General features: G+C 64.1%; 23 protein-coding genes. 17 read left to right on the top strand and 6 right to left on the bottom strand.

The genetic code is table 11. From position 1 onward, the window contains the following. Positions 1-51: 51 nt before the first annotated feature. Genes IF103_RS12415 through IF103_RS12360 form a run of 12 tightly spaced genes read left to right on the top strand, consistent with a single transcriptional unit; the run spans position 52 to position 9,081 of the window. Complete coding sequence (locus IF103_RS12415) at positions 52-1,827, top strand: GspE/PulE family protein (RefSeq protein WP_027906921.1); 1,776 nt, start codon at positions 52-54, stop codon at positions 1,825-1,827. Next, the gene (locus IF103_RS12410) at positions 1,811-2,590 is read left to right on the top strand and encodes a hypothetical protein (protein ID WP_023380655.1); all 780 of its coding nucleotides are present in this window, start codon (positions 1,811-1,813) and stop codon (positions 2,588-2,590) included. Before IF103_RS12415 ends, IF103_RS12410 begins: the two co-directional genes overlap by 17 nt. Before the next feature lies 1 nt (position 2,591). Continuing rightward, positions 2,592-3,134 carry a PilN domain-containing protein gene (locus tag IF103_RS12405; protein ID WP_023380654.1) on the top strand — a complete coding sequence of 181 codons (543 nt, stop codon included), beginning with the start codon at positions 2,592-2,594 and terminating at the stop codon, positions 3,132-3,134. After that, positions 3,121-3,672 (top strand): GspMb/PilO family protein, encoded by a 552-nt coding sequence (locus IF103_RS12400; protein WP_027906922.1) that lies wholly within the window; start codon positions 3,121-3,123, stop codon positions 3,670-3,672. The genes IF103_RS12405 and IF103_RS12400 overlap by 14 nt, the downstream gene beginning before the upstream one ends. Further along, a complete protein-coding gene (locus IF103_RS12395) occupies positions 3,672-4,172 on the top strand; it encodes a hypothetical protein (protein ID WP_023380652.1) in 501 nt (166 codons plus the stop codon). Before IF103_RS12400 ends, IF103_RS12395 begins: the two co-directional genes overlap by 1 nt. Then, entirely contained in the window at positions 4,169-6,043 is a 1,875-nt protein-coding gene (locus IF103_RS12390) for a secretin GspD/PilQ domain-containing protein (RefSeq protein WP_023380651.1), read from the top strand. The genes IF103_RS12395 and IF103_RS12390 overlap by 4 nt, the downstream gene beginning before the upstream one ends. Next, entirely contained in the window at positions 6,040-6,513 is a 474-nt protein-coding gene (locus IF103_RS12385) for a type II secretion system protein (protein WP_023380650.1), read from the top strand. The genes IF103_RS12390 and IF103_RS12385 overlap by 4 nt, the downstream gene beginning before the upstream one ends. Positions 6,514-6,518: 5 nt before the next feature. Continuing rightward, positions 6,519-6,893, top strand: coding sequence for a type II secretion system protein (locus tag IF103_RS12380; RefSeq protein WP_023380649.1), 375 nt, complete (start codon positions 6,519-6,521; stop codon positions 6,891-6,893). Then, complete coding sequence (locus IF103_RS12375) at positions 6,868-7,395, top strand: type II secretion system protein (protein WP_027906923.1); 528 nt, start codon at positions 6,868-6,870, stop codon at positions 7,393-7,395. The genes IF103_RS12380 and IF103_RS12375 overlap by 26 nt, the downstream gene beginning before the upstream one ends. Next, a complete protein-coding gene (csgE, locus tag IF103_RS12370; RefSeq protein WP_023380647.1) occupies positions 7,392-7,784 on the top strand; it encodes a curli production assembly/transport protein CsgE in 393 nt (130 codons plus the stop codon). Before IF103_RS12375 ends, csgE begins: the two co-directional genes overlap by 4 nt. Beyond that, the gene (locus tag IF103_RS12365; protein WP_023380646.1) at positions 7,781-8,194 is read left to right on the top strand and encodes a curli assembly protein CsgF; all 414 of its coding nucleotides are present in this window, start codon (positions 7,781-7,783) and stop codon (positions 8,192-8,194) included. The genes csgE and IF103_RS12365 overlap by 4 nt, the downstream gene beginning before the upstream one ends. A 35-nt stretch (positions 8,195-8,229) precedes the next feature. Next, positions 8,230-9,081 carry a CsgG/HfaB family protein gene (locus IF103_RS12360; RefSeq protein WP_023380645.1) on the top strand — a complete coding sequence of 284 codons (852 nt, stop codon included), beginning with the start codon at positions 8,230-8,232 and terminating at the stop codon, positions 9,079-9,081. Between the two features lie 161 nt (positions 9,082-9,242). On the opposite strand, the gene alkB is transcribed toward IF103_RS12360, so the two are convergent. The 5 genes from alkB to IF103_RS12335 all read right to left on the bottom strand — a co-directional run bounded on the left by alkB (position 9,243) and on the right by IF103_RS12335 (position 15,602). After that, positions 9,243-9,887: a DNA oxidative demethylase AlkB gene (gene alkB / locus IF103_RS12355; RefSeq protein WP_104881743.1), complete on the bottom strand. Its 645-nt coding sequence runs from the start codon at positions 9,885-9,887 to the stop codon at positions 9,243-9,245. Positions 9,888-10,055: 168 nt separating this feature from the next. Then, positions 10,056-11,501 (bottom strand): curlin-associated protein, encoded by a 1,446-nt coding sequence (locus IF103_RS12350; RefSeq protein WP_023380643.1) that lies wholly within the window; start codon positions 11,499-11,501, stop codon positions 10,056-10,058. A gap of 16 nt (positions 11,502-11,517) precedes the next feature. Then, positions 11,518-11,991: a curlin-associated protein gene (locus IF103_RS12345; RefSeq protein WP_023380642.1), complete on the bottom strand. Its 474-nt coding sequence runs from the start codon at positions 11,989-11,991 to the stop codon at positions 11,518-11,520. Between the two features lie 15 nt (positions 11,992-12,006). Beyond that, complete coding sequence (locus IF103_RS12340) at positions 12,007-14,241, bottom strand: Ig-like domain-containing protein (RefSeq protein ID WP_023380641.1); 2,235 nt, start codon at positions 14,239-14,241, stop codon at positions 12,007-12,009. Positions 14,242-14,273: 32 nt separating this feature from the next. Continuing rightward, positions 14,274-15,602: a hypothetical protein gene (locus IF103_RS12335; RefSeq protein ID WP_023380640.1), complete on the bottom strand. Its 1,329-nt coding sequence runs from the start codon at positions 15,600-15,602 to the stop codon at positions 14,274-14,276. A 515-nt stretch (positions 15,603-16,117) separates the two neighbouring features. On the opposite strand from IF103_RS12335, the gene IF103_RS12330 reads away from it, so the two are divergent. The 5 genes from IF103_RS12330 (at position 16,118) to IF103_RS12310 (ending at position 22,723) form a co-directional block, all read left to right on the top strand. Beyond that, positions 16,118-18,031 carry a sigma-54-dependent Fis family transcriptional regulator gene (locus IF103_RS12330; RefSeq protein ID WP_202675351.1) on the top strand — a complete coding sequence of 638 codons (1,914 nt, stop codon included), beginning with the start codon at positions 16,118-16,120 and terminating at the stop codon, positions 18,029-18,031. Between the two features lie 3 nt (positions 18,032-18,034). Continuing rightward, positions 18,035-19,768, top strand: coding sequence for an ABC transporter ATP-binding protein (locus IF103_RS12325; protein ID WP_023380638.1), 1,734 nt, complete (start codon positions 18,035-18,037; stop codon positions 19,766-19,768). Then, the gene (gene qhpE / locus IF103_RS12320) at positions 19,758-20,435 is read left to right on the top strand and encodes a subtilisin-like serine protease QhpE (RefSeq protein WP_202675350.1); all 678 of its coding nucleotides are present in this window, start codon (positions 19,758-19,760) and stop codon (positions 20,433-20,435) included. Before IF103_RS12325 ends, qhpE begins: the two co-directional genes overlap by 11 nt. Continuing rightward, complete coding sequence (qhpG, locus tag IF103_RS12315; protein WP_202675349.1) at positions 20,428-21,720, top strand: flavin-dependent monooxygenase QhpG; 1,293 nt, start codon at positions 20,428-20,430, stop codon at positions 21,718-21,720. The genes qhpE and qhpG overlap by 8 nt, the downstream gene beginning before the upstream one ends. A 97-nt stretch (positions 21,721-21,817) precedes the next feature. Beyond that, positions 21,818-22,723 carry an RHS repeat-associated core domain-containing protein gene (locus IF103_RS12310; protein ID WP_202675348.1) on the top strand — a complete coding sequence of 302 codons (906 nt, stop codon included), beginning with the start codon at positions 21,818-21,820 and terminating at the stop codon, positions 22,721-22,723. Positions 22,724-23,106: 383 nt separating this feature from the next. On the opposite strand, the gene IF103_RS12305 is transcribed toward IF103_RS12310, so the two are convergent. Next, on the bottom strand, positions 23,107-24,600 hold the full coding sequence (locus IF103_RS12305; protein WP_023380634.1) for an aldehyde dehydrogenase family protein: 1,494 nt from the start codon (positions 24,598-24,600) through the stop codon (positions 23,107-23,109). Positions 24,601-24,983: the final 383 nt, after the last annotated feature.

The raw sequence follows: 24,983 nt of genomic DNA, 5'->3' as shown, positions 1-24,983 counted from the left end.
CGGCCCTGACTGAAGCAGCCAGCGACGCGCCCCTGAGCGGAGTCGCAGGCCATGACCGATGTCGTCGATACAGCCAAGGAAGCCTCTGAGCCTGCACCGGCCCTTTCGCGGGTAAACCCCCTCCCACAGGACGGCTTTGCACGCCGAGACGGCGCCGAATCGGCGGACACCTCGGCATGGGTTGCATACCCCCGTGAGCTCCTGGCCCAGGCCCGCCAGCAAGCTTGCGGTGAACGCCTGCTTACCTGCCTCGAACGCCTGGCCAACGATGCCCCCGATACCTTCACCCGTCGCCTTGGCGCCACCCTGCATTACCCAGTGCTGGGCAGCCAGGCGCTGCTGGCCAGCACCGCCTGCTTCGACACGGTCAGCCTGGCCCAGTGCCTGAAACGCGAGTTCGTACTGATTGAGCAGGGCGGGGAGCGCCTGGGTGTGTTCGCCGACCCCTTCGAACCGGCCCGGCTGGCCTGGATCGACGACATTCTGCAAGGTGCGCCACTGTACCTGACCCACGCTGCCGACCTGGCCACTTTCCTGGCCCGCCATGAAGAAAGCTTCCACGCGGTCGATGCCCTGGGCCACGAAAACGAGGCCAGCAACGAGAGCGACCCGCTGCAACGCCTGTCGCTGGCCAGCATCAGCGAAGACCAGAGTCGCGTGGTCAAGCTGGTCAACTCGACGCTGTACGATGCCCTCAAGCAGCATGCCAGTGACATCCACCTGGGCATGACCGGTCAGGGCCTGACGATCAAGTACCGCATCGACGGCGTGCTAAACGGCGCCGGCAAAGCCAGCGGCAGTGCGTTCGCCGACCAGGTCATCTCACGGATCAAGGTCATGGCCGAGCTGGATATCGGCGAGAAGCGCGTCCCCCAGGACGGCCGCTTCAAGGTCGCCGTGGGCGAGCGGCAGATCGACTTCCGGGTCTCGATCATGCCCAGCATCTTTGGCGAAGACGCGGTGCTGCGGGTACTCGACAAGCAAGACTTGTCCGACCACGTCAGCGGCGTGCAGTTGCAGGCCCTGGGTTTTGCCGACGAAACCCTGCGCGCCCTGCGCCGGCTGGCCGCCGAACCCTACGGCATGATTCTGGTCACCGGCCCCACCGGCAGCGGCAAGACCACCACCCTGTACGCAATGATCAGCGAGATCAACCACGGGGTGGACAAGATCATCACCATCGAGGACCCGGTCGAGTACCAGCTGCCGGGTGTGCTGCAAATACCGGTCAACGAGAAAAAGGGCCTGACCTTCGCCCGCGGGCTGCGTTCGATCCTGCGTCATGACCCGGACAAGATCCTCGTCGGAGAGATTCGCGACCCGGATACCGCACAGATCGCCGTGCAATCGGCGCTTACCGGGCACCTGGTGTTCACCACCATCCACGCCAACAACGTCTTCGATGTGATCGGCCGCTTCAGCCAGATGCAGGTCGACCCGTACAGCTTCGTTTCGGCACTCAATGCCGTGCTCGCGCAGCGCCTGATCCGGCTGGCCTGTCCCCACTGCGCCACGGCCCATCAACCAGATGACGAAACACTGGCCGCCTCGGGGTTGACCAGGGAAGCGGTCGTCGGTTGGTCGTTCGTGCGCGCCCAGGGCTGCGGCCAGTGCCGTGGAAGTGGCTATCGCGGGCGTAGCGCCATCGCCGAGTTACTGCACCTGGACGACGACCTGCGGCAGATGATCGTCGAACGCCGCCCCGTGTCGCAGATCAAGTCGCTGGCCTGCCAGCGCGGCCTGCGCCTGCTGCGGGCGTCGGCCCTGGACCTGGTCCGCGAGGGCCGTACCACCCTTGAGGAGATCAACCGTGTCACATTCATCTGATCGTTTCTGCGCCGTGCTTGGCGCCGAAGGTGTCGGCCTGGGTCGCTGGCACGCCAACCACCACCAATGGCTCGGCAGCCGCGAGTTTAGCTGCGACGCCGCCCAACCGAACTGGGTGCCTGCCCTGGAGGCGCTGGCCGGGCTGGTGGCCGAGCATGCGGTGCGTGGAGCACCGTTACGGGTACTGCTGTCGGCCCGCTACAGCCGCTTCTGCTTGGTGCCCTGGAGCGATGCCATCCACCATCCGCGTGAGCTCGATGCCTACGCCCGGGCGTGCTTCGAGAACCTCTACGGGCAGTCGCTAGAGGATTGGCGCATTGTGCTGTCGCCAGAGCCAGCCGGCAGCGCCCGTATCGCCACCGCGCTGCCGGAGGCCTTGCTGCAAGGACTGCAGGCCCTCGGTCGGGAAAGCCGCCTGAACCTGCGCTCGGTACAACCTTACTTGATGGCCGCCTACAACCGCTGCTCGGCGCGGCTGGAACAGGGGGACTTTCTGTTCGTGCTGGCCGAACCGCGCCGCAGCGTGCTGCTGTTGGCCGCAGGTGGCGCCTGGCAGCAGGTGCTCGCGCAAGGCTGCGCCGACACTGACCAGGCCTTGCAAGCGCTGATCGAGCGCACTTGCGAGCTGTACGGCGAGCATCCGCCACGGGTCTACCTGCACGCGCCGGGGCGGGGCGACGTGCCGCAACTGGAGGCGGTCCAGCTGTGCCAGCCGGCCAGCGAGGCCGACCCGCTGTGCGCCATGTGGCGGGCGGTGGCCTGACATGCGCCGCCTCGACCTGGAGTTCCAGCCCCGGCGCAGCGGGCCCTTGGCGTGGTCGCTACTGGCCGTGGGCGGTGTGCTGCTGAGCGCACTGCTGCTGGTTTTGCAACAGCTTCAGGCCGAGCAGATCGCCCTGGAGGCCCAGGTGCACAACCTGGAGCTGCAGTTGGGCCGCCGTCCGGCCACCGCCGCCCCGCAGAACAGCGCCGCCAGCCGCGAGCAGGCTGAACGCCTGGCGCAGATGCGCAGCGTCTCACAGCAACTGCAACGCCCCTGGCAGCAGCTATTCAGCATGCTCGAAGCGCAGCCGCAGGAAGACGTGGCGCTGCTGACCCTGACCCCCGACGCCCGCAAAGGCCAGGTGCGCATCGCCGCCGAGGCACGCAACCTGGAGGCGATGCTGCAGTACCACCAGCGCCTGGAAGCCAGCGCCGAGCTCAGCGACGTGTCGCTGCTCAACCACGAAGTGGTATCCGGCCAGCCGGAGCACCCCGTGCGTTTCACCCTGACCGCCACCTGGGAGACCGGCCATGCGCGTCCCTAGTCTGATACTTCACGAACAGCTGCGCCGATTCGGTCCTGTGGGACTTGCTGCGATGACCCTTGGCACACTGGCCCTGGCGATGGCGATTGGCGCTCTGTTGCCGCAATGGCAAACCGTGCGCGAGCTGCGCGCCGACGAGGCCGATGCCAGTGCGCAGGTGGAACGGGTCAAGCGTGGCGAACTGAAAATCGCCGTGAAGCCTGAGCAACAGGCGCTCGACAGCCTGCGCCAGCAATTGCCAGGGCAGCCCCAGGCCAGCGCATTGATCGAGCGCATGTACCACCTGGCTAGCGCAGAGCACATCAGCTTGGCGCGAGGCGAATATGCGCTGGGCATCGACCCCAAGACCCAGTTGGCACGCTACCAGATCGTGCTGCCGGTACGTGGCAGCTACCTGCAGATCCGCGGCTTCCTCAAAGGCTTGCTCAACCAACTGCCGACCCTGGTGCTGGAAGACCTTGAATTGCAACGCAAACGCATTGGCGACCGCGAGCTCAATGGCCGCCTGCGCATGACCCTTTATCTGTCGAGGTCGTGATGAACACTCAGCGCGCAGTGATGTGGATCGGCTTTCTCGGGGTGTCGGCGGCCCTGGCCTGGGCGCCTGGGCACTGGTTCGGCGAAGACCAGGCGTCAGACTCCATCGCTGGCAAGCCGGCGCCAACGACGGGCACGAAACAGGTCGCAACCGAAAGGGTGGCGATCACACCAGAACACGCTTCCAAAGATCTGTTCCCCAGCCAGCAATGGACCCGACCCCAGGCCCTGGCCATTGTCACCGAACAGCCTGTCCAGGCAGCGCCTGTCGTGGCCGTTGCCCCGACCGCACCCGAGCTGCCGTTCCAGTTCGTTGGACGCCTTGGCGACCGCGACGACCTGCAGATCTTCCTGCAGCGCGGCGAAAAACTCTACGTCGTGCGCCAGGGCGACGTGATTGACGATACCTACCGCCTCGATCGGGTCTCGGCCAACGAGCTGGACCTGGTCTACCTGCCCTTGCATCAGTCGCAGACCTTGTCTGTCGGGAGCGCACCATGAAGCCATCGAAGTCGTGCAAGCCTGCTCCGTTCTTGCTGTTGGCCCTGTGCGTGGCCATCGCAGGGTGTGGCTCCAGTGCGGTACGCAAGGACAGCGCCGAGCTGATGAAGGAAGGCCAGTACGAGGCGGGTATCGCCCGCCTGGAAGAGGCGCTGCGCGAAGACCCGCGCGACACCGAGCTGAACATCGCCCTGGCCCATGGGCGCCAGGCCGCGGTCGAGGCGCTGCTGGGCCAGGCCGATTCCGACCGCATCCGCCACGATTTCGCTGGCGCCCGGTTGGGGTATGGCCGGGTGCTCACCATCGAGCCGAACAACCGCCGCGCCCAGGAAGGCATCCGCCAGCTGGAGTTGATGCGTACCCTCGATGACCGCGTGGCCCTGGGCCAGGCCGCGTTGCGCCAGGGCGATCTGTTCGGCGCCGAGCGCTACATGCGTGAAGTGCTGCGCCTCGACCCACAGAACCAGAAGGGCATCATGCTGCGTAGCGACATCGAGAACGTCCAGGCCCGCACCGCCCAGCCGTTCCCGCAGCTGCGCAGCAAGCTCGAACGCCCGGTGACCCTTGAGTTTCGCGATGCCAACCTCAAGACCATCTTCGAGGTGCTGTCGCAGGTAGCGGGCATCAACTTCATCTTCGACAAAGACCTGCGCCCGGACATCAAAGCCACCATTTTCGTTCGTGAGGTGCGCATCGAGGATGCCGTGGCCCTGCTGCTGGAGCAGAACCAGCTGCGCCAGAAGATCGTCAACGACAACACGCTGCTGGTCTATCCCGACTCGCCACAAAAGACCAAGGACTATCAGGAACTGGTCATGCGCACCTTCTACCTGACCAGCATCGACGCCAACACCGCGTTGAACATGGTCAAGACCATGCTCAAGACCCGCGACGTGTTCGTCGACGAGCGCCTGAACACCCTGACCATGCGTGACACCCCGGACGCCATCCGCATGGCCGAGAAGCTGCTGCAGTCCCAGGACCAGTCCAACCCAGAGGTGGTGCTGGAAGTGGAGGTGATGGAAGTGGCCCGGTCACGCATCCTCGATCTCGGCCTGCAATGGCCGAACACGTTCGGCGTGCTGACCGATGACGGCAAGTCGGTCAGCGTGCTGGACCAGTTGCGAGGCATCGACTCCAGCCGCATCAGTATCTCGCCGGCGCCCCAGGCCAAGATCAATGCCCAGGACAAGGACATCAACACCTTGGCCAGCCCGGTGATCCGCGTGAGCAACCGCGAGCAGGCGCGTATCCACATCGGCCAGCGGGTACCGATCATCAGCGCCACCTCGGTGCCGTCCACCCAAGGCCCGGTCATCACCGAAAGCGTTACCTACCTGGATGTGGGCCTGAAGCTCGAAGTCCAGCCGACAGTGCACCTGAACAACGAAGTGGCGATCAAGGTGGCGCTCGAGGTCAGCAACGCCACGCCGCTGGAGGCCACCCGTCAGGGCACCATTCCGGTCCAGGTCGATACCCGTAACGCCCAGACCAGCTTACGCCTGCACGACGGTGAAACCCAGGTGCTGGCCGGTCTGGTGCGCAACGACCACAACGCCAGCGGTAACAAGATCCCGGGCCTTGGCGACATTCCGGGGCTGGGCCGCTTGTTCGGCAGCAACAAAGATGACATGAGCAAGTCCGAGCTGGTGCTGGCGATCACCCCGCGCATCGTACGCAACCTGCCGTACCAGAGCCCCTCGGACATGGAATTCGGCACCGGCACCGAGTCGGCGATGCAGGTTCGCCAGATGCGCCAACCACTGCCGTCCAGCGAAGCGCCGAGCGAGACCCCGGCCGAGGATGACGATGCACCAGTGGTCGACAGCCAAATGGCAGGCATGCCAACCAAGGCGAGCCCACGGCCATGAAACGCCATCAGCAAGGTTTCAGCCTGATCGAAGTGGTGCTGACCCTGGCACTGCTCGGGCTGCTCGCCAGCATGGCGGCGCCCTTGACCGAAACCGTGGTGCGCCGTGGCAAGGAGCAGCAACTGCGCGAAGCGCTGTACCAGATCCGCGACGGCATCGACGCCTACAAGCGCGCCTTCGATGCCGGCTATATCGAGAAGCGATTGAATGCCAGCGGCTATCCGCCGAGCCTGCAGGTGCTGGTGGACGGCGTGCGCGATGTGCGCAGCGCCAAAGGGGCCAAGTTCTACTTCCTGCGTCGCATCCCCCACGACCCGATGCTCGCGGCAAAGGATCAGGACCAAGGTGGCTGGGGCCTGCGAGCCTACGACAGCGACCCGGACAACCCCCGCCCAGGCGAGGACGTGTTCGATGTGTACTCCAAGGCCCGTGGCAAAGGCCTCAACGACATCCCCTACGGGCAATGGTGAACGCCATGAAACGCAGCCGCGGCTTCACCCTGATCGAACTGCTGGTGGTGATGGCGATCATCGCCACGTTGATGACCATCGCCATGCCGCGTTACTTCAACAGCCTGGAGAGCTCCCGCGAGGCAACATTGCGCCAGAGCCTGGCGGTGCTCCGCGAGGCGCTGGATCACTACTACGGCGATACAGGGCACTACCCAGAATCCCTGGAGCAACTGGTGGAGCAACGCTACCTGCGCAACACCCCGGTCGACCCGATCACCGAACGCAGCGATGCCTGGCAGCTAGTGCCCCCTCCGGAGGGCGTCGCGGGCGGCGTGGCGGATATCAAGAGTGGTGCCACAGGGAGGGCGCGTGATGGCAGCCTCTATGCCGAATGGTAAAGCCTGCGCAGGCTTCACCTACCTGGGCGTACTGTTGCTGATTGCCGTTAGCAGCATGGCCCTGGCCGCTACCGGCACGGTGTGGTCCAGCGCCGCCCAGCGTGAGCGCGAACGGCAGTTGCTGTGGGTCGGTGGCCAATACGCCCAGGCCCTGCGCAGCTACTACCGGGCGTCTCCTGGCCTGGCCCAGTACCCACAGGAATTGGCCGACCTGCTGCAGGACAACCGCTTCCCCGAAGCCAAGCGGCACATCCGCAAGCTGTACCCCGACCCAGTGACCGGCACCGCCGACTGGGGCCTGCTGCGCTCGATCGATGGGCGCATCACCGGTGTGTTCAGTCGTTCGGATGCGACCCCCTTCAAGCGCTCGGGCTTCGACAGCCAATGGTCAGCCTTCGAAGGGCTGGAACATTACAGCGACTGGCAGTTCGTCGCCGAACAGTCCTTCGGTGAAAGCGCTGGCGGCAGCCGTACCCACGCCGGTGGGGGAGAAGCGCCATGACCCGCCTGGCAGCCGTGTACCTGAGTCTGCTGCTGGCAGGCCCGCTGGCTCAGGCCGGTGGTGAGGACGAGATGATGGGGTTCATCGTCGATAACACCATCTCGCACATCGGCCACAACTTCTACAACGACTTCACCGACCGGCTGCGCGCTACCAGCCGCCTGGATTTCAACCTGGTGGTGCGCGAACGCCCGGATGCCCGGTGGGGCAGCCTGGTCACGGTGGAGTACGAACGGGAGGTGCTGTACCGGCGTTTTCTGCCACCCAATACCACCCAACTCAAAGAAGAGGCCGTCGCGGCCGCCGACCTGGTCAAGCAGCAGATCATCCAACGCAAGTTGCAACGCCTGCTGCAGGACACCACTGATCTGGAGAGGGATGAGCTATGAACACCCATGTTCCCCGTTGCGTCGCCATGTGCCTGGCGGCCTGTGCCTTGGCCAGCCAGGCCACGGAGCTGGTGTACACCCCGGTCAACCCCGCGTTCGGCGGCAACCCGCTCAACGGCACCTGGCTGTTGAACAATGCCCAGGCCCAGAACGACTACGAAGACCCGGACCTCAAGGACCGTAGCAAAGCCTTCGGCGGTACCTCGGCCCTGGAACGCTTCAGCAACCAGTTGGAGTCGCGGATGTTGTCGCAACTGCTGGACAACATCAGCAACGGCAAGACCGGGAGCATGTCCACCGATTCCTTCCTGATCGACGTGATCGACGACTCGGGTGCCCTGAGCATCAAGGTCACCGACCGCGCCACGGGAGAGACGTCGATCATCGAGGTCAGCGGCCTGAACCCCTGAGAGGGACAGGTTTTCGATTTTGGGGAGAGCGCATCATGAAACGATTTCTGAGCACACTGCTGATTCTCGCCGCCCTGCAAGGCTTGCAAGGTTGCAGCCTGCGCGAGCCGATGCCGGCCGAACAGGACTCCGAGACCCCGACCCTGACGCCCAGGGCCTCGACCTACTACGATCTGATCAACATGCCGCGCCCCAAAGGACGGCTGATGGCTGTGGTATACGGCTTCCGTGACCAGACGGGCCAGTACAAGCCAACCCCGGCCAGTTCGTTCTCCACCAGCGTGACCCAGGGAGCCGCCAGCATGCTGATGGATGCCCTGAATGCCAGTGGTTGGTTCGTGGTGCTGGAGCGTGAAGGCCTGCAGAACTTGCTGACCGAGCGCAAGATCATTCGCGCCTCGCAGAAAAAGGCGGACGTGCCCGAGAACATCCAGGGTGAGCTGCCACCGCTGCAGGCTGCCAACCTGATGCTCGAAGGCGGCATCATCGCCTACGACACCAACGTGCGCAGCGGCGGCGAGGGCGCGCGCTACCTGGGCATCGACATCTCCCGCGAGTACCGGGTCGACCAGGTGACCGTCAACCTGCGGGCGGTGGATGTGCGTACCGGGCAAGTGTTGGCCAATGTGATGACCAGCAAGACGATCTATTCGGTCGGGCGCAATGCTGGAGTGTTCAAGTTCATCGAATTCAAGAAGCTGCTCGAGGCAGAGGTGGGGTACACCACCAACGAACCGGCGCAGTTGTGCGTGTTGTCGGCGATCGAAGCGGCGGTGGGGCACCTGCTGGCGCAAGGGATCGAGCGGCGCTTGTGGCAGGTGGCGGGGGAGGCCGGCAATGGCAAGGCTGAGGTGGACAAGTACCTGAGCCAGTATCAGCAGCAGTGAGCCGGCATGCAGGCGAGTGCCGTGCACTGCAGCTGTGGAGCGGCCCAAGGCCGCACCCACAGGGATGACGCTGACCCTGGCACCGAGCCGGGTGTGTGCCGCTTCAGCCAGCAGTGCCAATCCTTCCACAGGTCTGCCAAAGCGGGGTTCGACCAGCGGCGTCAACCCGCCTTGCGCAACGTCAAGTTGATCCGCCGCTCGCCCATTCGCGGATGAACCCCGGGCTTGACCGGCATCACCCCGTGAAACCGCAGCCGGTCCTCCCCACCCCAGACCATCACATCGCCATGGCTCAGTGGTACCCGTTGGGTCCGATCCGAGCGCAGCAAGCCGCCCAACAGAAACACCGCGGGCAATCCCAGTGAAATAGACACGATCGGTTGGCTGAAATCCCGTTCATTCTTGTCCTGGTGCAAGCTCAGCCGGGTGCCGGGCAAATAGTGGTTGACCAGGCACGCATCCGGTACGAAACCTTCGAACCCCGCGACCTCGGCTGCGCGCCGGGCGAGGCCTAGTAACACCTGGGGCAGGTCCGGCCAGGGTTCGCCACTTTGCGGATCGGTCGGGGTATAACGATACCCCTTCGCATCACTGACCCAACCCAGCGCCCCGCAATTGGTCAGGGCCACCGCCATGTGCTGGCCACCTGGGGTCTGCATGTGCCTGAAGGGTGCGGCACGCAGCACTGGGCGCAAGGCGTCGAGCAGAGGCTCCATCTCGGCCAAGGCGAAGCCGGGCAGCAGCACGGTGTGGGCGGCCAGGCGTTGCGGCTGGGGACCGAACAGGTCGAGATCGGACTGGATCATTACGCTGGTATCGGCGGTTGGGAGTGGTCATTCTAACGCTGCTGGTGCGGCTGGACCATTCGCGGGTAAACGCGCTCCCACATTTGGGGGGGCGCTGTGTGGGTGGCTTGCAAAAAAGGAACCGCGGCACCAGGGAGAGGAAGCACCGCGGTTCAAAGGGGGAAGGGGTCAGTGTTGGTTCACGGTAGCCGTGTTGCCGCTGCCCAACTGGCTGATGGTGGCGTTCTGGTTAGCGCCACTCTGGTCGACGAAGGCCTTGTTGTTCTGGCCACCCTGGGTCACGTAGGCCACGTTGTAGGTGTCGGTCTGTTTGATGGTGGCTTCGTTGCCGCTCCCATACAGTTGATAGGTGTAGCTCTGGTTGCCGGTACCCGACTGGTCGAGGGTGATGGTGTTGGTGTTGCCCTTGGTCTCGCCGTAGGCATAGTTGTCGGTGCCGCGTTGGGACGCGATCAATACGTTGTCAGTACCGTTTTGCTCGAAGTACAACTCGTTGTACGTGTCGGCCTGGTCGGTCGTCATCGAGTTGTTGGTGCCTTTCTGGTTCAGGCGGGCCAGGTTGTCCGAGTCGTTCTGGGTGAGATTGACGGTGTTGCCATTGCCGTTCTGGTTGATCTCGGCGCGTTGGCGGGCACCGAACTGGCCGCCGAGCTTGTCGCCTTTCCAGTTGCTCGCCTGGATCTTGTTGCCGTTACCGTTGGTGGTCACGCTCAGGCTGTGGCTGTCGCCTTCCTGGTAGGTGAAGTGCAGGTTGTTGTTACCTGTCTGGGAAATGGTGGCGACGGTGTTGGTGGTCTCGAACTGATCCGACCAACTGGCGTTGCCCTTGCCGTTCTGATACAGGTTGGCCACGTTGCCCTCGCCGAAACTCTGGTCGATATAGCCTTCGTTGAGCTGGCCGCTCTGACTGACGTTGGCCTGGCTGCCGATCTGGTTGTCTTGCCAGACTTCCACGGAGTTGCCAGTGCCATACTGGTTGATGCCAATGGCACCACCGGTGCCGTCGCGCTGGTCGCCGTAGGCCCAGTTCTCCTTGCCTTCCTGATAGATCTGGACGTTGCCGTCGAGGTAGTTCAGGTGCTCGGCGGCCGCATAGTTGTCGGCACCGTCCTGGGTTATCACGCTCTTGTTGTTGGTGCCACCGAACATTTGCTCGACGAACGCTTCGTTGCGCTGGCCGGTCTGTCCGGTGATGGCCTGGCTGCCCATCTGCATGTCCTGCCAGATGGTCGAGCGGTTCTCGCTGCCTTGTTGCACCTGCAGCGTCTGATTGCCTTCGCCGTAGGACTGGCTGGCAAAGGCATCGTTGTAGTTGCCGCCTGCCTGTTGCTGGATCTGGCTGCCGTTCTCGCCGTATTGCTCACCGTATCCGGCGTTGTACGAGCCGGTGGCGCTCTGTTGAATGTCACTGGTGCTGCCGTCCTGCAGGGCCATGTGATTGTGACCCTTGCCGCTCTGGTTCTGTGTCGCCGAGGCGAAGGGAGCCAGGGTTTGGCTCACCTCGGCGATGTTCTGGTTACCGTTCTGGGACTGGTTCGAGTTGCTGTCGTCGGCCATGGCCTGGCCGGCCAGGGCCAGGACGATAGCGGCACTTAAAGGGGCGAGCTTGTACATGGTGGTGCCTCCAGGTCTATCGATATTGAGTGATCTGAACATGCTGGCCATTGCCGGCCTGGGTCACGGCGCTGCTGAGTCCCGAGCCGGACTGCTCGATGCTGGCGCTGTTGTTGTTGCCGATCTGCTCGATGGTCGCGCTGTTGCTGCTGCCGCTCTGGCGGATCGAGGCGCTGTTGCCATATCCCTGTTGGCTAATGCTGGCCATCAGGTCACTGCCTTCCTGCAGGATGAACGCCTCCTGCGCACCCCCGCCCTGGACGATGCGGCCCAGCAGGGCCTGGCCGTTCTGGTCGAGGGCGGCGCGGTTGCCCGCGCCTTGCTGCTCGATCACCGCTACCTGGCCGGCGCCAGCCGGCAGCAGGCGGATGATCACCGGGTCACCCAGGTCGTTGCCGGCCGCCAGGTCAGCGTTGTCCATCAGGTCCTCGGCGCCGTTGGCCTGGCCGCCAAGGGCCAGGCACAGCAGCAGTAGGTACAGGCGTTTCATGGCGTTCTCCCTGCCTTACTGCACCACCACGTTGACGGTGCGCGTGGTGCCGGGGCTGGTGGTTATCGTCGCCGTCGGGCTGGCCGTCGGCACCGCCGTGGTGCTGTTGCTGACCGACAGACGCCAGCGACCGTTGGCCGGTACTGTGGCGGTGCCTAGGGTCTGCACGCCGGTGGTGGTGGTCGCCCGGACAGTAACGACATTGCCGGTGGTCACCGATGAGGTACCGCTGAAGTCCCAGTTGTAACGGTTGTTCGAGCGGGCCGTGACCGTTGCGGTGGTGACCGTGAAAGTCTCCGCAGCCGGCCGTGGCGACACGTTGACCGTGACCGTGCCAGGGGTGGATGTAGCGCCGATGGAGTCACGTACCACATAGGTGAAGGTGGCCGGGAAGGCTGTGGTGACGGTGGCGGGTGGGGTATAGGTGACCGTGGCGCCGTCGGTGGTCACTGTGCCTCTGCCAGCAGCGGGTTGGCTGACACTGGCGACAGTGAGCGGCAAGTTGCCTTCAGGGTCGGTGTCGTTGGCCAATACGTTGATGGTGATGGGTACGCCCAGGGTGTTGACGGTGTCGGCCACGGCGGTCGGGGCCTGATTGGGCGCAACGTTGATGGTGACAGTGGCAGGCTCGGACTTCAGGCCCTTGGCGTCCATGGCCCGGTAGGTGAAGGTGGCCACCACCGGCTGAGTGGCCCCGGCTGGCGGGGTGTAGGTCACCGAGGTCGTGCCGTTGAGGACTACGCCGCCCAGGCCCGTACCGGGTTGGGTAAGGTCGCTGAGGGTCAGCGGCACGTTGCCGTCTGGGTCACTGTCGTTGAGCAGCAGGTTGAGGGTGATCGGTACGCCGACGCTGGTGGCGCCGGTGTCGGCCTGGGCCAGCGGCGGCTGGTTGGCGGCTTCGACCGGGGCATTGCCGACCACCAGCACGGGCTCGACATCACTTCCGCCGTGGGCGGATTTCACCGTGACGGTGGCTGGTGGCTGCTTGAGGTCGTTGACCGTCAACGTCTGCAGGGTTCCGGACTTGGACATGCGCCCGTAGCCCTGGGCAACCAGATCGGGAATCACCACTTCGTCGCTGGAACGCGCCTCGATCACCAGGCGTTTGTTGGCCCAGTCATAGCGTGCAGTACTGACGTTGACCATATCGGACAGCTTGCTGGACAGGGCCGTGGGTTGGGTCGCCGCTGTGCTGCTGCTGGCGGTGACCACCACTACCGGAGGCGGTGCTGCTTGACTCAGTTGCTGGGCGAAGAAGAGTCCGTTGTTGTCCGCCAACAGGTTGAACTCGCAGGGCGAGGGTGGCGTACCGACCAGTGCCAGGCCATTTCGCATGCACAGGTTGGCATCGCCTGGCGCTTTGGCGAACACTGCGACGCGCGTGCCGGAGCCGTCGCGCGAGTAGGTGGCGCGTTCCAGGCTCACTGGGGTCTGTGCGCGTTGGTCCAGCACTTTACCGGAGACGGTGAACTGATTGGTCGTGATGCTGAGGCCGTTCGGTCCTTCGATGAGTATGAAGTTGGTATTGAACGGGCTGCCGAGCACAGTCTCGGTCCGGTTCGGATCACCGACGAAGGTTTCGCTGACTCCGGTGTCCGGGTTGACCTCGACGTACGGCCCGGCTGCCCCGCGCAGGAACGGCCCGATTGCGCCGTTCAGCGCACCGGTGAAGTTGCCTGGCGCGCCGATGCCGATATCGCGGGTGATGTTGATCGCCCGGCGTCCGGGTGCGGTCACGTTGACCGTCTCGACGCCATAGGGGTGGGTGATCTTGTAGGTGCCTGCAGTGGGAACCGATACGCGGATGCGGATGCGGGCGAAGCTCTGCTGATCGCCATCGACCGGGTTTTCGGCGGCGAAGGCCGCCTCGACGCCGGCGACGTAAGCCTCAAGCTCGAAGCCGCTGTTGCCGACTGCCGGGATGGTGGCCTCGGCCAGGAACCAGAACATCTCTGGCGGCCAGTTATCGGGGAACACCAACGGCAGTGCGTCATCGTAGACACCCGGTTCCGGGAGCAGGGTGCACATATACGAAGGCGCGCCCGGTGCGCTGGGTACCCGCGAACTGGTGGCCCGCGACTGGCACAACTCCAGGGACAGGCCGTCCGCGTCCTTGTACCACATGGGGTAACCGCCGGTGGCGAAGGTATAGGGGCCGGGGTCGACTTCGGACAGCGCGGCCCAGGCCGCGCTGCTGATGGTCAGGGTGAAACCAGCGGCGCACAGCGCCCGGCGAGACCAAGTGTTCATGGTGCCTCCTTGAAGGCGAAACCTTTGTCTGTTCATGGCACCAGCACCACGTCTTCGCTGTCGCTGCCGCCATGGGCGCTGGTGACCTGCACCTTGGCTGGCGGAATGGGCGAGAGGTTGGTGGTCAGCGACTTCAGCGATCCATCGCCACTGAGGTTGCCGATCAATGCACCGTTGCCGGTGTGGGCGGTGAGCACGGGTGGCGATGTTTCGTCGCTGCTGCTGGCGACCAGGGTCAAGAGACCATTGGACAGGCTGTACTCGGCGCGGGCGATGGTCACCAGGTCGATCAGCGGCAGGGTGGCGGTGGTTACGGTGCTGGTGGGGATGGCCACACTGTTGTCGGCGTGGATGAGCAGGTTGGTACCAGGCGCCGGGTTGACCACCGACTGGGCGTACCAGGTGCCGGTGCCATTGGCCTCGGTCAGCGGCAGGTTAGGGTCCTGGCTGGTGAGTGTGACGGTGGCCGGTGGCGGGGGAGCGAGCACGAACATGTCCTGCTGGGCATGCAGGTCGCCATTCTCGGTACGCCGCGAATATGTGCTGCGCTGGGGCATCAAGGGCGTGGGCAGGCTGACGTCGGAGAGCTTGCCCGACACGGCGAACAGTTCGGTGCGTAAGTCGATGCCGTTGGGGCCTTCGATGCGTACGAAGTTGGTGTTGAACGGGCTGCCGGTGACTCGTTCCTCGATATTGGGGTCGCCGATGAAACGCTCGCTGCCCTCGGTGTAGGGGCCGTTGACGCTGCGCAGGAACGGGCCGACATCGCCCTTGAGCGCACCGGTGAAGTCGCCTGGGCTGCCGATACCGATATCGCGGGTCATGTTGATTGCCCGGCGCCCGGCGGCAGGTACATCGAACACCTCGACGCCATAGGGATGGGTGATCACATAGGTACCTGCCGCGGGTACGTCGACGCGGATACGCACCCGGGCGAAGCTGACTTGGTCGCCATCGAGCGGATCTCCAGCACCGAAGGCCGCTTCGATCGCTGTGCCATAGCTCAGGTCGATGCCACGGGCAGCATCGACGATAGCCGCGTCGGCGGTGAACCAGAAGGCTTCATCCGGGAAGTTGGTCGGGAAGGCGATGGGTTGTGTGTCGTCGAACACACCGGGTGTCGGCAACAGCGTGCACATGTACGAAGGCGCGCCGGGTGCACCGGCAACCCGCGAACTCACTGCCTTGGTCAGGCACAGGTCGAGGGTGCGACCATGGCTGTCCTGGTACCAGGCGGGGAATTTGCCGTTGTTTTCGGTGTAGGTGCCGGTATCGACAGCGTTGAGCGCAGCCTGTGCGGGAAGCTGGAGCATGCCGGCGAAGATCGCCACAGCCAGCGGGTGGGGTATCGGTCGGAGCATGAGTCAATTCCTCCTGCGAACGAGCCCATGGACTTGGGGCGTCTGTGCAGGAGTCGGCAACAGCCGTGCCAAGTCTCCTAAATCGGGCTGGAGGGCCCGTGGGGCCTGGGTTCTGCTGAATCGCGGCAGGGTGGGGGGTGATGGCGTGGTGGGGTGGGTTCCCCAAGGTTGGGGTTAGGGGTGGGGTCGGGAGGTGGATGGCTATGGGGTGGGGTATGGATCGAGCGCCGCCCGCGCGGCGCATCGCGAGCAAGGCTCGCTCCTACATCGGTTTCGGGCCAGTAACGCCAGTGTACGACTAGATAGTGCGCCATGCGCAAATCCCGCAGAACTCATTGGACCGAAACAGACGTAGGAGCGAGCCTTGCTCGCGATGCGCCGCGCGGGCGGCGCTCGATCCATACCGCACCGCCCTCCTAAAGACAATCACCTCGACGCCCAGAAATTTCTCCCGCACACTGCGGAAAAAATACCAAGCATGCGACCCCCGGCAGGGGGAACAGCTGGAGCAAAAGATGGCGCGACACATACCCATAACAAACGCTCAGGACACGCTTCACGAATCCCGCCAGGCCCGTTTGAAGCTGGCCAGCGAAGGCGAGTTGCCACTGGGGATGCTGCGCGACGAAATCGACGCTTCCTGGCGGCGCAGCCTTGGCCATGGCCTCGATTGCCTACAGGGCGAACAAGTCGGCCTGGGCCTTGAACACGGCCACGACCTGCAGGCACTGCTCGAACGCAATCGCTTGTTGCTGGACGCGGTCACCCCTGAACTGGATTACCTGGTATCCCGCCAGGGCAAAGCTGGCATCATCATCCTCGGCGATGCCCAGGCCAATGTGCTGGCCATCGAAGGCCAGAAGCATGTGCTCCAGCGCGAAGGACTGCGCGACCTGCACCCAGGCAGCTGCTGGAGCGAGTCATTGCGCGGCACCAACGCCATCGGCACCGCCGTGGTGGAGGGCCGTCCGACCTTGATCAATTGCGGCGAACACTACCTGGACCGACTCAGCCCGTTTTCCTGCACCTCGGTGCCGCTGCGTGACCCGCGTGGCGAGGTGATCGGTGTGCTCGACATCACCCGCGAGGGGGTCATGGCCCAGCCACAGGACAGCTTGTCGACCCTGATGCTGGCGGCAGGCAACATCGAAAGCCGAATGTTCGGCCTGTGCTACCCCGAACACCTTGTCCTGGCCTTCCACAGCCGTCCGCAATACCTCAACAGCGCCTGGCATGGCTTGTTGGCGCTGAGTCTGGACGGCGAAGTACTGGCGGCCAACGACAACGCCTGCCAGCTGCTGCAGTTGCCGCGCCAGGGACTGATCGGCCGGCGCAGTAGCGACCTGCTGGGGGAGCGTTCGCCAGCCTTCATCGCGCGCCTGTGGCAGGGTGGGGTGAGCAGCGTACAGACCGCCAAGGGTGAGTTCTTTTTCCGTGCCTTGCAGTTGCCGCGACATGGGCACCTCAATGGCAGCGTGGCGACGAACAAACCTGCACCGGCCGCCCGCTCGCAGGCGCTGGAGTCATTGGCCGGTGGCGACCCGCGCCTGGCGCGCAACCTGCGCATGGCGCGCCAGGGTTTGGGCAATGGTCTGCCGGTGCTGCTGTTGGGCGAAACCGGCACCGGCAAGGAGGTGGTGGCCCGCGCACTGCACCAGGCGAGCCCCCGGGCCGACAAGCCATTCGTGGCGGTAAACTGCGCCGCCATTCCCGAGGGTTTGATCGAGTCGGAGCTGTTCGGCTACCGCGAGGGCGCTTTTACCGGCTCGCGCCGAGGCGGCATGGTCGGACGGTTGATGCAGGCCCACGGCGGCACGTTGTTCCTCGACGAAATCGGTGATATGCCGGTGGCCTTGCAGGCTCGTCTGCTGCGCGTCTTGCAAGAGCGCCGGGTGGCGCCGCTGGGTGCGGGCGATGAGCAAGAGATCGACGTCGCGCTGATCTGTGCGACCCACCGCGACCTCAAGCGCTTGGTGCAGGAGCAGCATTTTCGCGAAGACCTTTACTACCGGGTCAATGGCGTGTCACTGCGCTTGCCAGCGCTACGCGAGCGCGATGACCTGGCCAGGATCATCGAAGCCCTGCTGCACAAGGCCGGCGCCAAGGGCGTCAGCCTCGACCCGGCGCTGGCTGCGCTGCTTGAAGGTTTCGACTGGCCAGGCAACATCCGCCAATTGGAAATGGTCGTGCGCACCGCACTGGCCATGCGCGAGGAGGGTGAACAGGTGCTGACCCTCGATCACCTCACCGACTGCCTGCTCGATGAGCTCGCAACGGGCGGCGCACCGTCGGGCAGCCTGAAGGACAACGAGCTGGAATTGATCCGCGGCGCCTTGGCCCGGCACCACGGCAACGTTTCGGCTGCCGCTGAAGCGCTGGGCATCAGCCGGGCGACGTTGTACCGCAAGCTCAAGCAGTTGCGCGGCTGAATCATGGGGCGATTGTTCGCAAGGCTGGTGGAGTCCAGCGACCCGGTGCTCATGCGCCAGGCGTTAGCCTGGCTGTATGGTTTCGTGCGGCCACACGGACGTGCCATCGCGGTGTTGCTGGGGCTGTCCCTAGGGGCATCGCTGCTGGCCCTGGCGCAGCCCTGGCTGGTCAAGACCCTGATCGACGAAGGCCTGTTGGCCAAGGATTACCAGACCCTCTGGCACATGGCGGCGATCATGATCGCTGCGGGGCTGCTGGGCACCGTGCTGGCCGGGGTCAACCGCTACCTGCATACGCGCTTGTCGGGGCGCATCCTGTTTGCCCTGCGCGATGACCTTTACCGCCACCTGCAGCAGCTGTCGCCGACGTTCTACGGACGGCGGCGCATAGGTGACATCCTTTCGCGGCTGGATGGCGATGTGGCGGAAATCCAGCGCTTTGCCGTGGATTCGCTGTTTTCGGCGGTATCGGCGGTGATCGGCCTGGTAGGCGCGGTGGCGTTGATGCTGATGCTGTCGTGGCAACTGTCGCTGCTGCTGGCGTTGCTGGTGCCCATCGAAGTGCTCTGGCTGCGCTGGATGCGGCGCAAGGTGGAGCGCGAAGTACGCAACCTGCGCGAACGCTCGGCGGATGTGTCGTCGTTTCTGGTCGAGACCCTGCCGGCGATGAAGTTCATCCAGGCAGCCGGCCAGCAAGGCCGCGAGGCGGGGCGCCTGGACCAGCTGGGCCAGGGCTACATGCGCCAGCTACTCAAGGTGCAGGTGACCGAATTCTTCACCCAGGCCATTCCCGGCACGCTGACCTCCTGGTGCCGCGCTTGTGCGTTCCTGGTCGGCGGCTGGTGGGTGATCCAGGGTACCTGGCAGTTGGGTGCACTGATCGCCTTTTCCACCTACATGGGCATGGCGGTAGGGCCGGTGCAGAGCCTGCTGGGCCTGTACGTGGCGGTGCAGCGCATGGCGGTGAGCCTGGGGCGGGTCATGGAGTTGAAGCAGGAGTCCGTGGCCGTGCGACCGGTGGCCGACCCGCGGCCGATGCCTGACGGCCCGGGCGACTTGCGCCTCGAGGGGGTGAGTTTTGCCCATGAAGGGCGCCAGGGCGCGGTGCTGAACAACGTGCAGGTGTACCTGCCGGGTGGGCTGAAAGTGGCCATCAGCGGCGCCTCAGGGGTCGGCAAGTCGACCCTGATCGACCTGTTGCAGCGCTTCTACGATCCGGACACCGGGCGCATCCTGCTGGACGGCACCGACCTGCGCGATCTGGACTTGGCCGCGCTACGCCGACGCATTGCTGTGGTCAGCCAGGATATCGTGTTGTTCCGCGGCACCCTGGCACAGAACCTGGCCTACGGCGTGCCCGAGGCCAGCCGCGAGGAACTGGAGCGGGTGGTGCGCCTGGCGCGGCTGGACAGCCTGGTCGACAGCCTGCCGCTGGGCCTGGACGGCCTGCTGGGGGAGCGTGGCCAGCAGCTGTCCGGCGGGCAGAAACAACGCATTGCCATCGCCCGCGCGGTGCTGCAGGCGCCGGCGATCCTGGTGCTGGACGAGGCCACATCGGCGGTGGATGAAGCCACCGAGCGCGAAGTGATCGCGGCCATCGACCAGCTGTTCGCCGGCCGCACACGCATCCTGATCAGTCACCGTGCTTCGACCCTGGCCGATGCTGACCTGCACCTGTACCTGGATGACGGCCAGTTGCAGGTGCTGCCTCAGGAGGTGATCAAGCATGGCCACTGACGTGTGGGTTGGCGTGATTGACAGCGGTTGCTCGCCTCATCAGGCCAGCTACTTGCTGCAAGGGCGGCGGTTCTGGCTGGAGGACGGCCAGTTGCGTGAAGGTGAGATGTTGCCGGACCAGCTAGGGCACGGTAGTGAGGTGGTTGCCGCTTTGCAGGGCGAGGGCGGGCCGGTGCCCCTGTTGCTGGCCCAGGTATTCGCTAGCCAGGCCAGCACCAGTGCCTTGCAGGTGGCTGCTGCGTTGCTGTGGCTGGTGGAGGCAGGCGTGACGCTGGTCAACCTCAGCCTGGGCCTGCAACAAGACCGCCCGGTGCTACACCAGGCCTGCGCTGAAGCGTTGGCGGCGGGGGTGCTGTTATGCGCATCCAGCCCGGCGCAGGGCGGGGCGGTGTACCCGGCCAGCTACAGCGGGGTGATTCGGGTAACCGGCGATGCCCGCTGCGCTCCGGGTCAGTGGTCGTGGCTGGGTACGCGGCAGGCGGACTTTGGCGGTTACGTGGGCGCGGGCGGCAGGGCGGGCGCGAGCCTGGGCTGCGCGGCCTTGAGCGGTAGGATTGCAGCTTTGTTGCGCGACGAACCGAGCATGGATCGCCAGCAGATTTACGACTGGCTGCGCAGCAATGCAGCGTATGCCGGCCCCGAGCGACGAGGTCTGGGCCATGCCTGAACCGCGCATTGTGGTGCTGGGTGCCGGCCCTGCGGGTGCCGCCACGGCCATAGGCCTGCGGCGGCTGGGCTATGCCGTGATGGTGGTGTCAGATTGGCGCCGTTTCGCAGCAGTTGAAGGGGTTTCGCAGCGGGTGCTGGACGGCTTGCGACATGCAGGTTTGGGCGGGGCCTTGCGCCAGGCCGCCATGCCCGCAGCCCGACAGGTGCTCTGGAACGGCCAGCACCTGCAAACGAACCAGGAGTTCTTGCTGGATCGACAGCGTTTTGACCGGGCGCTGCGCGACGACCTTCAGCGTGCTGGCGTGCGTGTGGTCGAGGGGCGGGTGCGCGAAGTCGCGCATGAGGGCGGTCACCAGGTGCGTCTGGACGATGGGCAGGTACTGATGGCTGATTTCCTCGTCGAAGCGCGAGGCCGTCAGGCTCCACTGGCCCCGGACCGGCTGCGCGGACCGGAGACGGTCAGCCTGCTCAATGTCTGGCAAGGCAGCCCAGGGGCGCCTGCGTCGGCGGTGGAAAGCCTGGAGGATGGCTGGGCGTGGATGGCGCGGTTAGAGGATGGCCGCTGTTACTGGCAAGTCACCCTTGACGCGGCCGGCCTGCCAGGCAAGGCCGGATTGGCGGAATACTGCGTGGCGCGGCGGTCCCACAGCGCGCTGGTGGCCGAACTGTTCGATGTCCAGGCGCTGGTTCCGGCACCGGTGCATGCACGTAGCAGTACCGCGATTCTGGCTGGCGCATGTGTTGGTCAAGACTGGGTGCGGGTGGGCGATGCAGCGATGGCCGTTGACCCACTGTCGGGTAACGGGATTTTCCAGTCACTGTCCTCGGCGTTTCAGGCACCGGTGGTCATCAATACATTGTTGCGCAAGCCCGAGCGCGCAGGATTGGCGCGGCAGTTTCACCAGCAGCGGGTCGAGCAGCTGTTCTTGCGCTTTGCCCGGATCGGACGGGATTTCTACAGGCAAGAGCAGGGGCGCGCAGGGCAACCGTTCTGGCTTCAGCGGCAAGATTGGCCGGATGCGCAGCCTTTGCACATGGCGGCAGACTGGCATGCAGTGCGGGTCGAACGGCGGCCAGTGCTGCGTGATGGGCTGGTGGACGAAACCGAGGTGGTGGTAACGGCGGATCAGCCATTGGGGGTGTGGCATTTGCAGGGGATTGAGTTAGCGCCGGTGGTGAGTGCGTTGCAGGCTGGCCAACCACTTGAGAGCGTGTTGCAAGGCCTCCCTGATCAGCAGCAGACCAGGGTGAGGCGCTGGCTATGGGAGCAGGGGTTCATTTGACCTTTTTGGGGAATACCGCGGAAAACTATCAGAACTACCAGTTGTGGACAGCGGTCTCGCAATGCTCAGATATGACTCCGATCTTTCGAGAACCGTTATGAAAAAGCACTGTTTTTACCAAGGTGGCCGGCTCTCGGCTATCGGTTCCATTGGCCAGATTAGCGTAATCTTTCGAAGTGATTCTTCCCCCCTTGCTGAGCAGCGGGCGGGTGCGCTTGACAAGACCCTGTTACTTTCTACCAGCGCCACAAACTCGATCATGCATGCAGCACGCGCAGTCGTGTACGCCCCTTATGGCCATTTTGATGTGTTAAAGCATGGGGCCATACTGGCATTCAATGGCCAGGTCCGTGACTCAATGACGGCGTGTGATCTTTTAGGGAACGGAAAAAGATTATACAGCTCGACGCTTATGCGCTTCTTGTCTCCTGACACCTACAGCCCCTTCGGCTTGGGTGGCATAAATACATATGCGTACTGTGGTGATGATCCGATCAACTTTACGGATCCGAGCGGGAATATTAAGTCTAAAATTATGGTAGACAGGATACTTGCACGGGAGAGCAGGGAACGCCCGCAGAGGCAAAATTCACCGCCTCCCCGGCAAATCGCGTTTGTCAATCCTATGCGCAACGGCGAACCTGTACAGCGACAGGTGCAAGCTAGAGCCGTTCAGCAATCGGCCGCATCCACAATAGGCAATCTCAATCGCCTGGTGGAACGCTTTGCACCTGAAGAGCGGCAAATGACAGGTGATATTATGGCCTTTCTTCGAGAGAATGGTGCAGTGAGACCGGATTCCACAGAGCGAGCTCAGGCTATCGTTTCCATCTTCATTGCTCGCCAGTTGAGGCTGGAAAGTTTCGTAGTACCTGTCCGCAGAGCTGAATTGCTACAACTCGCCGCTGCAGCAACGCCTGAGGGGCGTGAGCGTAGTGTAAGAGTTTTTGAGCAGTGGGCCCGGGTATCAATTGCTGCTTATCGCGCAAGAGACAATCGATGAAGCGCGTTAATTGTTCCGCGCAGGTCATGGCCCTTTACGGCAGCCTCGCATTTCAAGTTAGAAGCAATAAGCGGTGAATAACTTCATGTAGGCGCCGCTATCTCCCCGCCCTGTTTTCGCGCAGCATCACCGGCTTTCAAGGCTTTTCGTACAGAGCCTAACCAAACGCCCGTCAGTTTTGCCCTGGGTCACGTATTCGACGGCCTGACGGCGTGCCGTTTTGGTTGTACAGCTCGTTGGCCTGGGTGGGTGCGGTGACCACCAGGGCGAGGACGCAGGCGAGAGTGTGCCCAAGGGTGTGCTCCCTGTTTTTGTCGTTATTTTTGGGGGTGGTTGTGCCGGCCCTTTCGAGGAGCACCGCGAAAGGGCCGGCACAGGAACGGTCAGAGCTTGATCAACACAGACTTCAGCTCTGTGTAATGCTCGATCGCTGCCGCGCCCATCTCTCGGCCGACGCCGGACATCTTGTAGCCGCCAAACGGCAGCGCCGGGTCCAGCGCGCTGTGGCAGTTGACCCACACCGAGCCAGACTTGATCCGCGGAATCATCCGGTGCACCGCGCCCAGGTCGTTGGACCAGATGCTCGCCCCCAGGCCGTAAGGGTTGTCGTTGGCCATGGCGATCACCTCATCCAGGTCATCGAACGGCATGGCGACCAGCACCGGGCCGAATATTTCTTCCTGCACCAGGCGGTGGCGCTGGTCCACATCGACGATCACGGTCGGCTTGACGAAGTAGCCCGGCCCGAAACCTTCACCGCCGCAGGCGATGGTCGCACCCAGTTCACGGCCCAGTTCGATATAGCCGGTGACCCGGTCCTGTTGCTTGGCGGAGATCAGCGGGCCCATCTGTACCGCCGGGTCCAGACCATTGCCAAGTTTCATGCCGTTGGCTATTCCGGCGATGTCGGCCACCACGTTGTCGAAGTGCTTGCGGTGCACGTACAGCCGCGAACCGGCGCAGCACACCTGGCCTTGGTTGAAGAAGATCGCGGTGGCAGCGCCAGCGGCGGCTTCCTGCAGGTCGGCATCGGGCATGACGATGGTGGGTGACTTGCCGCCGAGCTCTAGGGTGACGCGGGTCATGTTGTCCATGGCCGCCTTGCCGATCAGCTTGCCCACCTCGGTCGAGCCGGTGAAGGTCAGCTTGTCCACGCCAGGGTGTCGGCTAAGGGCGGCGCCGGCATTCAGGCCGGTGCCGGTTACGACGTTGAACACACCAGCAGGATAGCCAGCTTCATCCACCAACTCTGCGAGTTTCAGGGCAGTCAGCGGCGTTTCGTCGGCAGGCTTGAGCACCACGGTGCAGCCGGTAGCCAAGGCTGGGCCGAGCTTCCAGCAGGCCAGCAAAAGCGGGAAGTTCCAGGCAACGATGGCACCGACCACGCCCACTGCTTCGCGGCGGATGAAGCCATGAAACTGATCGTTGGGCATCAGCGGCATGGACGCCTCGACGGTACTACCCTCTATCTTGGTAGCCCAGCCAGCCATGTAGCGCAGGAAGTCGATGGCCAATTGCACGTCCATCACCTTGGCAACCACCGCGCTCTTGCCGTTGTTCAGGCATTCAAGCTCGGCCAGTTGCTGCGCGTCGCGCTCCATCAGGTCGGCCAGGCGCCACAGCAGGTTCTGACGCTCGCGCGGGCGCATGCGGCTCCATGGCGAATCATCGAAGGCCTGGCGGGCGGCCTGCACGGCACGGTCGACGTCGGTAGCATCGGCGGCTGGCACTTCGCCTAGGATTTCCCCGGTGGCCGGGTTGCGAAAGGAAAGCGTCTGGCCACTGGCGGCGTCCTGCCAGTCGGCGCCGATGCGCATCTTCAGCTTGCGTTCGAGGAAGGCGCGGGTAGCAGGCAGGATGGGCAGTTCGCAAAGCATGGGGCTGAGCCTCTTGTCATTGGATGTGACGGGCACTGGCGCAATGGCCGTGCCAAGCTCGCCCCGTGTGCGCAAGGGCCTGAAATGCCTAGGGTTTGTCGCGCTGCACGCGAGGGGGTGCGCCGTTGCGCTGTTGCACATTGAGACGCTGTGAGACGGTTGTGAAACAGTGACTGTCGAGCGCTTGCCCGAGCAAGTGCGCGCTCGCAGGTACCTGACTGGCCCTTGGACTCGTGGCCGCGGGCTGGGATCGCGCGCGCCCCGCCCGCCAGGCCCTGTCTCAGGATGAAACACCGTGTCGCGAAATGGCACGCTGCGCTTCAGGCGGCAATCCCTCGAGTTGGCCGTGCAAACTGTCCAACTGCCTGAAATTCAACGTTTTT

The organism is Pseudomonas sp. SK2 (assembly GCF_016772395.1).
In the GTDB taxonomy this organism is placed as follows: Bacteria; Pseudomonadota; Gammaproteobacteria; order Pseudomonadales; family Pseudomonadaceae; genus Aquipseudomonas; species Aquipseudomonas taiwanensis.
The sequence above is the reverse complement of the archived record's forward strand: the minus strand, read 5'-3'. Positions and strand labels throughout refer to the sequence as shown.